Origin of the sequence: Arthrobacter sp. SRS-W-1-2016 (assembly GCF_002009585.1) — a bacterium.
Lineage (GTDB): Bacteria > Actinomycetota > Actinomycetes > Actinomycetales > Micrococcaceae > Arthrobacter > Arthrobacter bambusae_A.
Window position 1 is genome coordinate 26,436 of record NZ_MTPV01000074.1, and the last position, 13,812, is coordinate 40,247.

15 protein-coding genes are annotated in these 13,812 nt (G+C 64.7%); 3 read left to right on the top strand and 12 right to left on the bottom strand.

All coding sequences use genetic code 11. From position 1 onward, the window contains the following. Nucleotides 1–224 precede the first annotated feature (224 nt). Entirely contained in the window at nt 225–614 is a 390-nt protein-coding gene (locus tag BMF89_RS19810; protein ID WP_078108751.1) for a hypothetical protein, read from the bottom strand. Between the two features lie 184 nt (nt 615–798). On the opposite strand from BMF89_RS19810, the gene BMF89_RS19815 reads away from it, so the two are divergent. Further along, nucleotides 799–2,016, top strand: a complete 1,218-nt coding sequence (locus tag BMF89_RS19815; RefSeq protein ID WP_253190914.1) for an MFS transporter — start codon at nt 799–801, stop codon at nt 2,014–2,016. Here the strand turns inward: BMF89_RS19815 and BMF89_RS19820 are convergent. The 3 genes from BMF89_RS19820 to trxB all read right to left on the bottom strand — a co-directional run bounded on the left by BMF89_RS19820 (nt 2,006) and on the right by trxB (nt 5,656). Then, entirely contained in the window at nt 2,006–3,253 is a 1,248-nt protein-coding gene (locus BMF89_RS19820) for an APC family permease (protein ID WP_078108753.1), read from the bottom strand. The genes BMF89_RS19815 and BMF89_RS19820 overlap by 11 nt on opposite strands. Nucleotides 3,254–3,257: 4 nt before the next feature. Further along, entirely contained in the window at nt 3,258–4,508 is a 1,251-nt protein-coding gene (locus BMF89_RS19825; protein ID WP_078108754.1) for an Nramp family divalent metal transporter, read from the bottom strand. Between the two features lie 170 nt (nt 4,509–4,678). Next, a complete protein-coding gene (gene trxB / locus BMF89_RS19830; RefSeq protein ID WP_078108755.1) occupies nt 4,679–5,656 on the bottom strand; it encodes a thioredoxin-disulfide reductase in 978 nt (325 codons plus the stop codon). A 66-nt stretch (nt 5,657–5,722) separates the two neighbouring features. Here trxB and BMF89_RS19835 point away from each other — a divergent pair, with 66 nt between their 5' ends. Further along, nucleotides 5,723–6,241 carry a GNAT family N-acetyltransferase gene (locus BMF89_RS19835; protein WP_253190915.1) on the top strand — a complete coding sequence of 173 codons (519 nt, stop codon included), beginning with the start codon at nt 5,723–5,725 and terminating at the stop codon, nt 6,239–6,241. A 28-nt stretch (nt 6,242–6,269) separates the two neighbouring features. Here BMF89_RS19835 and BMF89_RS19840 read toward each other — a convergent pair whose 3' ends face one another. The 4 genes from BMF89_RS19840 to BMF89_RS19855 form a co-directional block, all read right to left on the bottom strand. Beyond that, on the bottom strand, nt 6,270–6,866 hold the full coding sequence (locus tag BMF89_RS19840; protein WP_078108756.1) for a TMEM175 family protein: 597 nt from the start codon (nt 6,864–6,866) through the stop codon (nt 6,270–6,272). A gap of 152 nt (nt 6,867–7,018) precedes the next feature. Continuing rightward, nucleotides 7,019–8,002 carry an aldo/keto reductase gene (locus BMF89_RS19845; protein WP_078108757.1) on the bottom strand — a complete coding sequence of 328 codons (984 nt, stop codon included), beginning with the start codon at nt 8,000–8,002 and terminating at the stop codon, nt 7,019–7,021. Between the two features lie 11 nt (nt 8,003–8,013). Next, nucleotides 8,014–9,057 (bottom strand): NAD(P)-dependent alcohol dehydrogenase, encoded by a 1,044-nt coding sequence (locus tag BMF89_RS19850; protein WP_078108758.1) that lies wholly within the window; start codon nt 9,055–9,057, stop codon nt 8,014–8,016. Between the two features lie 126 nt (nt 9,058–9,183). After that, nucleotides 9,184–10,746, bottom strand: a complete 1,563-nt coding sequence (locus tag BMF89_RS19855) for a CehA/McbA family metallohydrolase (RefSeq protein ID WP_216353858.1) — start codon at nt 10,744–10,746, stop codon at nt 9,184–9,186. 234 nt (nt 10,747–10,980) lie between these two features. On the opposite strand from BMF89_RS19855, the gene BMF89_RS19860 reads away from it, so the two are divergent. After that, a complete protein-coding gene (locus BMF89_RS19860; RefSeq protein WP_139359754.1) occupies nt 10,981–11,223 on the top strand; it encodes a hypothetical protein in 243 nt (80 codons plus the stop codon). Nucleotides 11,224–11,325: 102 nt separating this feature from the next. Here BMF89_RS19860 and BMF89_RS19865 read toward each other — a convergent pair whose 3' ends face one another. The 4 genes from BMF89_RS19865 to BMF89_RS19880 all read right to left on the bottom strand — a co-directional run bounded on the left by BMF89_RS19865 (nt 11,326) and on the right by BMF89_RS19880 (nt 13,809). Next, nucleotides 11,326–11,931, bottom strand: coding sequence for a DUF305 domain-containing protein (locus BMF89_RS19865; RefSeq protein WP_078108760.1), 606 nt, complete (start codon nt 11,929–11,931; stop codon nt 11,326–11,328). A gap of 135 nt (nt 11,932–12,066) precedes the next feature. Continuing rightward, nucleotides 12,067–12,495, bottom strand: coding sequence for a hypothetical protein (locus tag BMF89_RS19870; protein WP_078108761.1), 429 nt, complete (start codon nt 12,493–12,495; stop codon nt 12,067–12,069). Between the two features lie 96 nt (nt 12,496–12,591). Next, complete coding sequence (locus tag BMF89_RS19875) at nt 12,592–13,419, bottom strand: slipin family protein (RefSeq protein WP_078108762.1); 828 nt, start codon at nt 13,417–13,419, stop codon at nt 12,592–12,594. Nucleotides 13,420–13,623: 204 nt separating this feature from the next. After that, nucleotides 13,624–13,809: a hypothetical protein gene (locus tag BMF89_RS19880; RefSeq protein ID WP_078108763.1), complete on the bottom strand. Its 186-nt coding sequence runs from the start codon at nt 13,807–13,809 to the stop codon at nt 13,624–13,626. Nucleotides 13,810–13,812 lie beyond the last annotated feature (3 nt).

The window sequence follows — 13,812 nt, forward strand, 5'->3', positions numbered from 1 at the left end:
ATGCCAATGCCATGGCTACGCCTGGCTGTTCACGCTTCCAGCCTCGGCCGTCGTCGGGGCATTGACGGCACTGATCATCAGGCCGGGCATGGCCGGGGTTGTTATCGATGCTGTTCTGGGATGCCTGGCCGTGGCAAAGTGCCCAGGAAGGACAAATCCCGGGTGACGAGGATCCGGAAGTGATCGATGGCCCTCGTGGTTCCCAGGACCGTAAGCTGCTGATCCTACAGCGACTCTTCGACAGCGACGCCTGACTGGAACTCGCGGCCGTCGGCTTCACTGAAGGCCGTCATCACATGCCCCTTGCCAAGGCCGTTGATCGCCGAGAGGGGGAAATGGCCCGTAATGGTGTTTCCCGAGTGCTCAACACCCTTGAGATCGTAGTTCTCCTCGGCGCTGAGGTCGTGGTTAAACGAGAAGAAGGCAATCGCCTCCCCGTTCATGAACTCGATGCCCAGTCTTCGTTGAGAGGAATAGTCCGGTGTCGCCGCGACCAGGCCTACGACAAAGGCGCCGGAACCCGGGATGTTGCCCTCGATCTCGAACTTCGCCACGAGCGTGGCTTCCGTGGCGGTAATGCTGGCCTGCTTCAGAAGTGCCTCATGGATGCTCATGGCTCAATCCTGCTCTGTGCGACCTCCGCCGTCCACCCCTGATTCGGCTTTTGTCAGAGCTTGGCGGCCGACCGGATCTGATCGAGTCCACGCGCGGAATCCGCCCTGACCAGCCGGAAGGGGTGCCGATACAGGTACCGGCAGGCCCTCCCTTACGGCCAGGAAGGCTTCTAGGGTTGAGGGCGTGGATAACCGGAATGAAGGCATGAAGCGATTACTCGTCCCGTCTGCAGCGCTGCTGTGGGGGTTCCAGTTCGCGTTCCTCAACCCTGCCCTGGCACTCCTCCTGGTGGCTCTGTTCAACGCCACCCCTGCGGAGGTGGGATGGGTCCTTGCCGTCTACAACGCCAGCGGGTTCGTTGCCTCCCTTCTGGTGCCTGCCCACGCAGATCGTGCGAACGACTACCTTCGGCCCATGCTGGCCTGCGGGGTCCTGACCCTGGCGTTGTCCGCCCTCCTGGCGGTGAGCACATCGCTGCCGATCGCCGTCGTGGGCTTGATTGTCCTTGGCGGTCCGGCGGGGGTCGGCAGCTCGCTGCTCTTCGCCCACCTCAGGCACTCGGGTGCCGGAGCGTCGGACGTGATGAACACGCGCGCGATTGTCTCCTTCGCCTGGGTGGCCGGGCCGCCGCTCGCGACGCTCATCATGGGCGCCCTGGGCAACCGGGCCATCCTGCTCGCCCTCGGCGTGGTGGCTGTGCTCAATGTCGCCACGACTGCCGCCATGATTTCCCGACGGCGCGCTGCCTCCGTCGAGGATCGTCCCAAGGCCCATGCCGAAGAAGACGGGCAGCTGTTCTCGAAATCAGGCGTCGCCGCCGTCGTCTTCGCCTTTGTCGCCTTGCAGGCCACCAACAGCGCCGCCGTGTCCATCATGAGCCTGTTCGTGACGCAAGGGCTCGGCGTGGACGTCATCTGGGCGGGCGTCGCGCTCGGCGTGTCCGCCGCGCTCGAGATCCCTGCGCTCTTCCTGATCGGGCGGCTGGCACGCCGCTACTCCAGCCGGGCGCTCATCGCCTCCGGATGTGTCGCCGGGATCGCCTACTACGCGGGCATGGCTTTTGTCTCCAACCCCGCCACCCTGATTGCGCTCCAGGTCCTGAATGCCTGGTTCTTCGGGATCGTGGCAGGGGTAGGGCTGACCCTGTTCCAGCGGCTGATTCCCCGTCCCGGCCTGGCCTCCGGCCTCTACACCAACACGAGGCGCGTCGGCGCTATCGTTTCTGGCCCCATCATCGCTTTGGGATCGACGACGGCGCTCGGCTACCAAGGCGTCTTCGCGGCGTGCGCGGCACTCACCGTCCTGGCGCTGCTTGTCATCGTGTTGGCCGGGCGGCCGCGGCCGACTCCGGCAAAGGAACGGCCTGCTGCCCCTGCGCCCGCACTTGACGCTAGCGATTGATCCTGACGACGCGAAGGATGATCCCAGCTACGAACATGAGCACGCCCAGGGCCGCCGATAGCGGCGGAAGCGTGGTCACGAGGACGACGCAGGCCAGGGCCCCGAACACCTGGAGGGCCTTGGGGTATCGGCGGTCTTCGTCCGGCTGGGTGAACGCCGCAATATTGGCGACCAGGTAGTAGACGAGCACGCCGAACGAGGAGAAGCCGATCGCACCGCGCAAGTCGGCGACGGCGACGATCACGCAGATCACCACGGCGAGGGCGGCTTCGGCGCGGTGCGGGACGCGGTACCGGGGGTGGACGGCGGCGAGCCAGTGCGGCAGGTCGTGGTGCCTGGCCATAGCCAGCGTGGTGCGGCCCAGGCCCGCGATGAGGGCGAGCAAAGCGCCGAGGGACGCGACGGCGGCTCCGACGCGGACCACCGGGACCGCCCAGGCGAAGTTCCCGGCTCCGACCGCGGCAGCGAGCGGCGTCGGAGTGCCTGCAACGCCGTCCGGTCCGACGGCGGCGAGAAGCGTCACTGCGATGATCGCGTAGAGGACGACGGCGACGCCCAACGCTATCCCGATGGCACGCGGAATCGCGCGGCGGGGGTCCCGGACTTCCTCTCCCATGGTCGCGATCCTCGCATAGCCGGCAAAGGCGAAGAACAGCAAACCGGCGGATTGGAGGATCCCGTACCAGCCGTGTGCAAGGAGGCCATCCCCGGGGATGTTGGCCGGGGACGGCGCGGAACCGGTCCAACTGGCTGCCACCCCGATGGCGAGGGCCGCCAGCACTGCGAGAACCAGAATGCGTGTCAGGCCGGCGGTGCGGGTCACCCCGTGATAGTTCACGGCGGCGAGGACGACGACGGCGGCGATCGCCACGGGACGTTCCCAGCCCGGAGGGGCGGCATAGGCGGCGAACGTCATGGCCATGGCCGCCGCGCTGGCGGTCTTGCCGATGACGAATCCCCACCCGGCCAGGTAGCCGGACCACGGCCCCAGCTGTTCGCGCCCGTAAATGTATGTTCCGCCAGACGTGGGGTATGAGGCGGCGAGTTGAGCGGAGGACGTGGCGTTGCAGAATGCCACCGCTGCCGCGATGACGAGTCCGATCAGCAGTCCTGACCCTGCGGCGGCCGCTGCAGGGGTGAACGCCGCGAACACGCCGGCGCCGATCATGGAGCCCAATCCGATCACGACCGCGTCAAAGGTGCCCAGCCGGCGGGCCAGGGCCTGGGGATTGCTCATGGGCCTAGGACTTCCCCGCGACTGTCAAGACGATGAGGACGCAATTGAGTCCGACGATGAGTGCGGCGCTGGTCCACCCGGCAATCTTCAATGCGGTGGAGTCCGTATGGATGCCCATGACCTCACGCTTGCCGGTAAGCCGGATCAGCGGAATCAAGGCGAAAGGAATCCCGAAGCTCAGCAGGACCTGGCTCAGCACGAGCGCCAGGGTGGGTTCTATGCCCGCGCCGAGAATGGCCAGCGCCGGAACCAGCGTGACTACCCTGCGGACCAGCAAGGGCACCCGGATCTTGAGGAGGCCGCCCATGACCGTTGCGCCGGCGTAGCAACCGACGGACGTCGATGCCAGCCCCGAGGCAAGCAAACCGACCCCGAAAGCGACGCCGATGATTGGTCCCAGGGCCGAGGTAACGGCGGCGTGGGCTCCGGCGATGGTGTCGGTTCCGTCGACTCCCCGCAGGCTGGACGCGGCCAAAAGGAGCATGGCGATGTTCACGACGCCGGCCAGCATCAGGGCACCCGCGACGTCCACGCGGGTGGACTTGATGAGCTGCGTCCGCACGGCGGGATCCTCCGAGAAACCGTGCCGGTCGCGGGCCAGGGCCGAATGCAGGTAGATGGCATGCGGCATGACGGTGGCACCGAGCATACTCGCGGCGAGGAGGACAGTGTCCGTGCCCTCGAAGCGCGGTACCAAACCAGCGAGCACTCCACCGGTCTCGGGTGGATTGACGAAGAGCCCCGAAACGAACCCGACCGCGATGACAGCAAGGAGAATCATGATCGCGTATTCAAAGGACTTCTGGCCCCGGGAGGACTGGAGCCCCAAGAGAACCATGGATGCCAGGCCGATGATGATTCCGCCAGGGAGCAGCGGCAGTCCGAAAAGAAGGTTGAGGGCGACCGCGCCGCCGATGACTTCGGCCATGTCCGTAGCCCCGGCAACCACCTCAGCCTGGACCCAGAACAGCCTGCGGCGGCGGGTTCCCAAGCGTTTGCCCAGCAGTTCCGGAAGGCTCTGGCCGGTGGCCAAGCCGAGTTTCGCCGACTGGTACTGCACCAGGACCGCCATGCCGTTCGCCGCTACCAGGACCCACACGAGAAGGTAGCCGTAATTCGCCCCCGCAGTGAGGTTTGCCGCGACGTTTCCCGGATCCACGTAGGCGATAGCAGCGACGAAAGCCGGACCCAAGAAGAGCAGCCGGGACCGCCACCGGGCCTTGCCCGCCGGTCGCTCGGCAATCGTGGCAGCCATGGGTTCCTCAACATCGCGGATACGGACACTTGAGGATACCGTTAAGTTAGGCACGCCGAAAAGTGGTTTTTAGGTATGGCTTGATACGCGTGCACTTTTCCCAACTGACTCGCACTAGGTGTCGTTCTGAGTCCTCAAAACGACAGCTAATGCGAGTCAGTTGGGTGGGTTTAGGCATGGGTGGGTTCTTCCACGAGCGCCGTGGCGATGCTGTCCGCGTCGTCGAGCGCGGCGAGGTACCGTTCGGCATCCAAAGCCGCGGCGCAACCCGTTCCGGCGGCCGTAATGGCCTGGCGGTAGCGGTGGTCCACTGCGTCGCCGCAAGCGAAAACCCCGGAGAGGTTGGTAACGGTCGTGGGGGAGTCCACCTTGATGTAACCCTCGGCGTCGAGTTCCACCTGACCCTCGACCAGGTCCGTCCGGGGGACATGTCCAATGGCAACGAAGATGCCGGTTGCTGCATGCTCGCGCGATTCGCCGGAACGCGTGTCTGCCAGGGTCACCCCGGTGACCTTGGCGTCGCCGTGGATGGCGGTGATGGCCGAGTTCCACGCGAAGCGGATTTTCGGATTGTCCTTTGCCCGCTGGGCCATGATCCTGGAGGCCCGGAGCTCCTCCCTGCGGACGACGACGGTCACGGTCTTCGCGAACCGGGTCAGGAACATCGCTTCTTCCATCGCGGAATCGCCGCCACCCACCACGATGATTTCCTGCTCGCGGAAGAAGAAGCCATCGCAGGTGGCGCACCAGGAAACGCCGTGTCCGCTCAGCCTCTTCTCTTCGGGCAAACCGAGTTCCTTATAGGCCGATCCGGTCGCAAGGATCACGGCGGGCGCCTCGTGGGTGTCGCCCGATCCGGTGACCACGCGCTTGAGGTGCCCCATCAGCTGGACTTCAGTGGCGTCGTCGAAGACTATTTTGGCGCCGAAGCGTTCGGCTTGCTCCTGCAGGCCATCCATGAGTTCGGGACCCTGGATGCCGGCGGGGAAGCCGGGGAAGTTTTCCACTTCCGTGGTGTTCATCAACGCGCCGCCGGCGGTGACGGAGCCTGCAATGACGAGGGGGCTCAGGCCCGCCCTGGCTGCATAGATTGCCGCGGTGTAACCGGCAGGGCCGGATCCGATGATGATCAACTGTTCTTTGCTCATGGGACAAGTGCAACAAGGTCGGGGGATTCAATCAAGGGCTCGCCCATCCACGGGCATAATGGGTGGATGTTCAGCGAAGCCGGAGCCGTCCTGATCCGGCCCATGCGTCCCGGGGATTGGCCCGAAGTCCGAGCGATTTTCACGGAAGGCATCGAGACCGGGCAAGCAACCTTCGAAGCGGCCGCTCCCGAATGGGAGCAATTCGACGCAAGCCGCCTTCCGGACCACCGTTTCGTCGCTGAAGCATCCGGGCTCGTACTGGGATGGACGGCCGTTTCCGCTGTGTCCTCGCGACCGGCTTATGCCGGTGTCGTCGAACATTCCGTCTACGTCGCCGGTTCTGCCCGCGGACGGGGTGTCGGAGGCCTGTTGTTGAAAGCGCTGGCTGCGTCCACCGAAGAGCGTGGCATCTGGACCATCCAGTCGAGCATTTTCCCCGAGAACCAGGCCAGCATCCGCCTTCACCAGGCGAATGGCTTCACGATCGTCGGCCGCCGTGAACGCATCGCACGCATGATCTCGGGACCTTTTGCCGGCCAATGGCGGGACACGCTCCTGCTCGAGCGGCGCTCAAGGAAGGTCTGACGTGCTTCCTGCTGGTTCCTGGCTCGCGCTACTCCGCCCGGTCCTGGTGTGCGCGGGTGACAAAGTGCTCCACCCGCCGGTCGGGAACGAGCCAGATCAGCGCCACGACAGTGTAGGCGGCGACGGCGAGCAAAGGATGCACGAAGCAGAGGCCAAGACCTGCAAGATAGATGAGGGGGGACGTTTTCCCCTTCCAGTCCCGGCCAACCGCCTGCGCGAGTGGACCCTGCCGTCCCTGCTGCCGGATCAAGGACTGCTGCAGGATGAAGTAGGCAATCGCGGCGCAGAGCAGGTTGAACCCGTAAGCCAGCACCGGGACCTCGGCGAAGCCCGTCTCATCCATCCAACGTGTGCTGAACGGGAAGAGGGATAGCCAGAACAACAGGTGCAGGTTCGCCCACAGTATTCTGCCGTTGACCCGGTCCGCCAAGTGGATCATGTGGTGGTGGTTGTTCCAGTAGATCCCCACGTAGACGAAGCTGAGCAGGTAGCTGAGGAACGTGGGAAAGACGCTGAGCAAGGCATGCCAGCTCGGTTCCGGTGGCACCCGCAGTTCAAGCACCATGATGGTGATGACAATGGCGAGGACGCCGTCACTGAATGCCTCAAGCCTGTTCTTGTTCATCGGATTGCCTTCATGGGGAAATCATCGTTGCTGCGGACTCCCGTGGCCAAGTGACACTCCCTGACAGCAGAAAGCCCCCACGAAACGCGAGCACGCGGCCAAGGGCCATGGTGCTTGCGCCCGCAGGGGCATTCGAGCCGAGGGCCGCCGGATCAGGTCCAGTTCGGCTTGAGGACCTCGGTCCGGTCTGTCGCCGGGGCCGGGGTTGGCGAGAGGGCCGAGATCTCGTCCCGGAGTTCCGCCGTCATCCCGACGTCCAGCGCGGCCAGGGAGTCTTCGAGCTGTTCGAGGTTCCGTGCTCCGGTGATCGGCGCAGTGACTGCCGGATGCGACATTGCCCACGCCACGGCCAGTGTCGCAGGCTTGATGCCGGACTCCTGGGCGAATGCGGTAAATCGATCGGCGGTTGTCAGGTCGCTCTCGACGCCGTACCGGTCTGCATAGCGGGCATTGTCGACCAGCCTGCCGCTTTCGGGACGCTTGCCGGCACCATATTTGCCGGTCAGCAGCCCCGCTCCGAGTGGGCTGTACGTGATGACGCCCATGTTCTCGGCCTGGGCCAGCGGAAGAATCTCCACTTCCGCCTGCCGTTTGACCAGGTTGTACATGGGTTCGATCAGCTCGAACCGCGCGAGACCCTCCTTCGCGGAGATGCCCTGAGCGGTCGCGATTTGCCAGGCCGCCCAGTTGCTCACGGCAGGGTGGAGGATCTTCCCCTGCCGCTGCAGATCGTCGAGCGCGCGCAACGACTCTTCGATGGGAGTGTGCTCATCGAAGGCGTGGACAAAGTAGAAATCGATCCATTCTGTGTCCAGGCGCTTCAAGCTTGCCTCGACGGCGCGCACGATGTGCCGGCGGGACAAGCCCTGGGCATTGATGTCCGCGCCGGTCGGGTAGAACACTTTGGAGGCAATGACGACTTCGTCCCGGCTGTCCGAGACGAGCTTGCCCAGGATCTCCTCCGAGCGGCCGCCGCCGTAAACATCGGCAGTATCGAAGAAGTTGATGCCCAGCTCGCGGGCCCGGTGGAACATCTCCGCTGAGGCCTGTTCGTCGGCTTCGGAACCGAACGACATTGTCCCGAAGCACAACGGCGAAACCTGCACTCCCGTTCTGCCTACGGTGGTGTACTGCACTCTTTTGCCCCCTAGCCCAGTGTCGAGCTGTCGATCACGAAGCGGTACCGCACATCGGACGCGAGGACGCGCTCGTAGGCGTCGTTGATCTTGTCGGCCGGGATGACCTCGATCTCGGCACCAAGTCCATGCTCGGCGCAGAAATCGAGCATCTCCTGGGTCTCACGGATGCCGCCGATTGCCGATCCGGCGAAGGAGCGCCGTCCTGTGATGAGCGAGAACACATTGACCGGGAGCGGCTCCGCCGGTGCACCCACGTTCACCAGCGCGCCGTCGAGCGTCAGCAACTGAAGGTAGGAGCTGATGTCGATCGGGGCGCTGACCGTGTTGATGATGAGGTCGAAGGACCGAGCAAGCTCCTCGAAGGTGGCCGGATCGCTCGTGGCGAAGTAACTGTCCGCGCCCAAGCGCAGGCCGTCTTCCATCTTCTTCAACGACTGGGACAACACGGTGACCTCGGCGCCCATGGCGTGAGCGAGCTTGACGGCCATGTGGCCCAGCCCGCCGAGTCCGACGACGCCGACCTTCTTGCCCGGGCCGGCACCCCAGTGCCGAAGCGGCGAATAGGTGGTGATGCCTGCGCACAGCAGGGGAGCGGCGGCGTCGAGCTCTATTCCTTCGGGGATACGCACCACGAAGTCCTCGGTCACGACGACGTGGGTGGAGTAGCCGCCCTGGGTGATGGTCCCGTCACGGTCGACGGCGCCGTAGGTACCGGTCATGCCTTTCAGGCAGTACTGCTCCTCGCCCTTGCGGCAGTTCTCGCATTCGCGGCAGGAGTTCACCATGCAGCCGACACCGACGCGGTCCCCGACTTTGTGGCGGGTGACCGCTGGGCCGACTTCGGTGACGATTCCGGCGATTTCGTGGCCCGGAGCCAGAGGGTAGGACTGCGGTCCCCAGTCGCCGCGGACAGTGTGGATGTCTGAATGGCAGATGCCTGCGTACTTGATCTCGATCAGCACGTCGTGGGCGCCGACGTCGCGGCGCTCGATGGTGGTGGGGACGAGGGCTTCGCTCGCGGAGGGGGCGGCGTAAGCGTTGACGGTCAGCATTATTCTCCTGTTGATGGACGGAGGATTGGCACTTTCCATCAAACAGGAGAATTCCAAGCTGAGGGAGTCCCTGCTAGTAGGGGTACTGGCAGGGCCTCCCTCACACTGAATCGGATCCGTCGCGGACTAGCTGGCACCCAGGAAGATCGGGTTCGTCAACGCCGCCATGGGTCCGAGCGGGATGGCAGTTCCCATCTCCGTGCCGCTGCCGGAGGTTCCGTCGAGCTTCGGATGGCGGACCTCCACGCGAAGGTAGGCCGCGAGCTGCGGGGTGGTGACCCACGTGCTCGTTCCCTGGCCCGACGCCGGAAGGGTGATCTGCTGGGTCTGTCCCTCATCCGTGATGAAGCGCACGACGCCGTTCGGCACCCCGGCGATTTTCGCCGTCACCGTGACGCGGGCATCTGCGGCGACGTTGAGCCGCTCACCCACGGTCGCGCTCTTGCCGCCGGACGTGACCTGGAAATCCACTGAGACGTCGGCGGACTCTGCGATCCAGTTCCGTCCGTTACGGATGCCGTCCAGGAGGGCATCGCGCGACAGAGCCGCGGCGTTGACCACGTTGTGCGGGAGCCCGATGACCTGCGGAACACTGTGGGCGTCGCTGTTGCCCATGGCCGGGAGCCACCGGCCACCTGTGCGCACGGAGTGGGCCAGCATCGAGTCCCACGTGTTGACGGAGGACTCGTCGTCGATGGTCCACGGGCCCGTCCATACCTCTACGGCGTCGGCGTCGTCGTAACCGAACTTCCAGCGGCAGGCGACGTAGGGGCAATAGGGGTGTGCGGGAACAACGATTCCTCCGGAGGCGTGGATCCGCTGGGCTTCCTGCTCGAACCCCTTGTCGCGGGCCCGGTAGCGCCAGTCGATCCATTCGCCGGGCTCCAGGCCGAGCGCGAGGTAGTGGCCGTTCCGCGTGGTGACTTCCTCGCCCGTGAGGATGAGCAGGTCGTTGCCGGCGAGCGGCCCCCAGACGCCGTGCGATGCCGGCGTGTTGTGGTCCGTGGAGATCATGAAGTCGAGGCGCGCGGCGCGGGCGCCGGCTGCGACCTCTTCGGGGGTGCGCTTTCCGTCGGAGTAGACGGTGTGCAGGTGTGCATCGCCGCGGTACCAGGCCGCACCACGGCCGGCAATCTGCTGCGGCGGGTACTGGGGCTTGAACGGAGCGACGTCGGGTCCATAGTCAAGGGTGATGTTGACGGTGTAGTCGAGGCCTTGTTCGGCTACCTGGTACGGGCCGAGGACGACGTTCCAGGTGCCCTTTCCGATCGGTCCGGGCAGGTAGCCCGGCGTCGTGTCGCCGGCGCTGATGCTGAATTCGGTGCGGAAACCGCCGGACCAGCCGCGGAAACCCTTCCCTGCGAGATCGGTGCCCTTCTCATCGAAGATTCCGATGTCGCAGGCGTTCCCGAGGAGTCCGGAGGCCACCTGGGGCTTGCTGTAGGTATACGAAACGCTGATCTTGTTGACGCCGGCGGGGACGTCGATCGGCAAATAGACGAAATCTGCGGCGCCCGGTTCCAGATGCCCGGTGATCGTCTTGCTCTTGCTGGTTCCGGTGGCGGCTGCCGCGAACGAAACCGGGGCCAGGGTCAACGCCGCGCCGGTCAGGGCGGCGGCGAGGAAGCCGCGGCGGGTGGCGGAAAAGGAGACATTGTCGCCCGAATGGGCTTTGCATGGTGAAGTCACTCCCTCGATGTTGCCGAGCGTTACTGAACAGTAGGCAACGGAACCAAGAACGCAACATGAAACCGGAAGGGCCAGCAAGCCGGGTCCATCCAGTGGACATGTCCTCAACGGACCCTTGCCACGAGCCATGCCCGGGCTTACTGTTCTTGGCATGCACCAAGGGCTGGGGCGACGGCGCAAACCTTTCCCATGGACCGAACAGGACGGTGTTTTCAGATGTGCGATATTCCGGGTTTGATCAGTCGCCTTCAATCCGAAGACCTCGCGCGATTGCGTGAAGCAGGCAAAGAAAAGCCCTTGGAACCGGGGATGGTCGCCGCGATAGATGCCGCGGCCGGCGGACCGGGCGAAGGCCGCGGCTATTACGTGGTCAGCGGTTCCTTGTATCCGGTGGACGCCAGGGACTACCACCTCAGGGAAGATGTAGCGGAGGCCGTGCTTGCAGCGGAAGGAACCTCCGTAGACGTGACGGCCTAAGGCCGGGTCAGCCATAACCCGGGGCCGCCGAGCGCCGGCCCGCCCTGGAAAACCGGGTGGGCCGGCGCTTTGGGCTGGATGTGCCTTTCGCTAGATGCGCATCTACAGCGTGCCCAATAACTCCTGCATTTCCTTGATCTCGGCTTCCTGGGCCACCACGATGTCCTTGCCGAGTTTGAGGGCGTCCGCGTTCTTGCCGTCGGCGCCTTCCTTCTGCGCCATGGCCACGGCCCCTTGGTGGTGGGCGATCATGTGGGTCAGGAACAGCCTGGCAGCTTCACGGCCCTGGGCCGCCTCGAGTTTCGTCATGTCCCCGTTGTCCACCATTCCGTTCATGGTGTGGCCGCCCGACATCTCCGCTGGCTCGTTCCAGTCCTTGAGCCAGCCCGTCATCTTCTCGATCTCCGGTCCTTGGGCTGCCTTGATCCTGCCGGCGAGCGCAGTCACCTGGGCAGGGATGCCGTTCTTGGCGAGCACAACGTCGCTCATTTGGACGGCCTGGGCATGGTGGGGGATCATCATCCGGGCAAACTCTGCGTCCGCGGCGTTGTGGTCTGCCGTCACGGCCGCAGCTGAACCGGCAGGGGATGCGGAGGCGCTCCCGTGGTTCATTCCCGGCATGCTGCTGTCGCTGGTTCCAGCCGAGCAGCCGGCAAGGGCGACCGCCGTGGCAACGGTAATGGTGGTCATGGCAAGGTTTTTTCTCATGCTTTTGGGGTCCTTCAATCATCAGCCTGCAGAGGTGCGGCTGCGCGGGACGCGCACGGCAAACCCACCGTGTGGGCGGCGCGTCAGGGAGGAGTCTTGTGCAGCGGACGGGCAAGCCCGCTGCGGGTGTGGATTCTACGTGCGACTGATGCAGAGATCGCCCGGGGAAGGACTACCCGGACGGTGCGAATAGTCGGAGACCAGGACACCTGCTCCGGTTGCCCCCGCAGTGGCATAGGGCGGGACGCCGGGCAAGGGTGCTGTCAGCGTGTTGTGGCCCGGCGCAGGGACGCAGGCGGCGTGCAGGGCCGACATCCCGGTGCAGATGCCTGGGCATGTGCACGACGGCGCGGATGGAGAATCCGCGTGGTGGACTGCGGGGTGGCTAACGACAGCGGCGGGGCCCGCGACGGCGGACTGGCTCATAGCGGGGGTGGCGTGCATGCTGTGGCCGCCCGCCATGACATGCATCCCAACGATTCCGGCGATGATCGCAAGCAGTCCTGCCAACAGGCCGATGCGGAGGAGGAATGCGGTGGCACGGCCCCGTAGGGGGTCGGTCATGGTCTTCCTCCTTCTCCAGCTTATACGCTCTGTTCCGGGGCTTTACGACGGGTTCAACGAGTATAGGCCGCGTTCAGTTTCATCCTGCTGCCAGTCTCACCCGGCCATGGTCCGTCCCGTCATGGTCCTCGGGGGCTGTGCGGCTTTCGCAGCGGCGGCTTCGCGGGCGAGGAATGCTCCGAGCTCGCCAATGGTGCTCATCAAAGGCGCGGGGAAGACGACGGTGGTGTTCTTGTCCACGCCGATCTCCACCATGGACTGCAGGTTGCGCAACTGCAGGGCCAATGGGTGGGCCATCATGGTGTCGGAGGCCGTGCCCAGTGCGGCGGCGGCCAGGGACTCGCCTTCGGCGGCGATGATCTTGGCGCGCTTCTCGCGCTCGGCCTCGGCCTGGCGGGCCATGGCGCGCTTCATGCTGTCCGGCAGCTGGATGTCCTTGAGTTCCACGAGGGTCACTTCGACGCCCCATTCCAAGGTCAGTCCATCCAGGATCTGGCGGATGTTGGCATTGATGACGTCTGTTTCCGCGAGCGTTTCGTCGAGCGTGTGCTGGCCTACTACTTTGCGCAGCGTGGTTTGTGCGATCTGGTCGATTGCGGCGTAGACGTTTTCGATCGCAAGGACGGACTTGATGGCGTCCACCACCCGGAAATAGGCGACGGCGGAAATGTCCAGGCTGACGTTGTCCCGCGTGATGATGCCCTGGGACTGGATAGGCATGGTGACGATCCGCAGGGAGACTTTCCTCAGCCGGTCGACGAACGGGATGATGACCACAAGCCCAGGGGTCCGGAGTCCCTGGACCCTCCCCAGCCTCAACAGGACACCACGCTCATACTGCGTGACAATGTGGACGGCCATCGCAAACCAGATGACCAGCAGGACAATCAAGACAATCAGCCAGGTGATGGCGTCCGCTGTCATGGCCGCACACCGCTTCGTCGCTTAGCTCTGATGCATTCATGGCGGAGATCCTTCGGTGGCAGTGGAGGGAAGAGGGAGCCCACTTTCCGCAGCGGGGCGGGCGAACCGCTCACGTTGTATCTCCAGTAAATACCTTGGATTCGCGGAGTTGTAGGGCCACACGAAAGGAATGCCCCGTGGGGACATTCCTTTCGATGCCGTGGCTTAGACCCTCTCGCGGGTCCGGTCGATAACCGGCTCCGGATCGTTCGTGAACTCACGGTGGCGGCGTGGGAAGGCCCAGAACATGAAGTCCTTCGCGTCCACCTTGGGCTCAGGGCGTTCCTCGGGTTCCTGTGAGGCATCTTTCCTGGTGTCCCGCCGGAAATCCTTGTTGTAGCCGTAGCACATCAC

Coding starts and splice junctions, on each gene's coding strand:
- BMF89_RS19810 (WP_078108751.1), bottom strand. CDS start 614: ATGAGCATCCATGAGGCACTTCTGAAGCAGGCCAGCATTACCGCCACG.
- BMF89_RS19820 (WP_078108753.1), bottom strand. CDS start 3,253: ATGAGCAATCCCCAGGCCCTGGCCCGCCGGCTGGGCACCTTTGACGCG.
- BMF89_RS19825 (WP_078108754.1), bottom strand. CDS start 4,508: ATGGCTGCCACGATTGCCGAGCGACCGGCGGGCAAGGCCCGGTGGCGG.
- trxB (WP_078108755.1), bottom strand. CDS start 5,656: ATGAGCAAAGAACAGTTGATCATCATCGGATCCGGCCCTGCCGGTTAC.
- BMF89_RS19835 (WP_253190915.1), top strand. CDS start 5,723: ATGTTCAGCGAAGCCGGAGCCGTCCTGATCCGGCCCATGCGTCCCGGG.
- BMF89_RS19840 (WP_078108756.1), bottom strand. CDS start 6,866: ATGAACAAGAACAGGCTTGAGGCATTCAGTGACGGCGTCCTCGCCATT.
- BMF89_RS19850 (WP_078108758.1), bottom strand. CDS start 9,057: ATGCTGACCGTCAACGCTTACGCCGCCCCCTCCGCGAGCGAAGCCCTC.
- BMF89_RS19865 (WP_078108760.1), bottom strand. CDS start 11,931: ATGAGAAAAAACCTTGCCATGACCACCATTACCGTTGCCACGGCGGTC.
- BMF89_RS19870 (WP_078108761.1), bottom strand. CDS start 12,495: ATGACCGACCCCCTACGGGGCCGTGCCACCGCATTCCTCCTCCGCATC.
- BMF89_RS19875 (WP_078108762.1), bottom strand. CDS start 13,419: ATGACAGCGGACGCCATCACCTGGCTGATTGTCTTGATTGTCCTGCTG.
- BMF89_RS19880 (WP_078108763.1), bottom strand. CDS start 13,809: ATGTGCTACGGCTACAACAAGGATTTCCGGCGGGACACCAGGAAAGAT.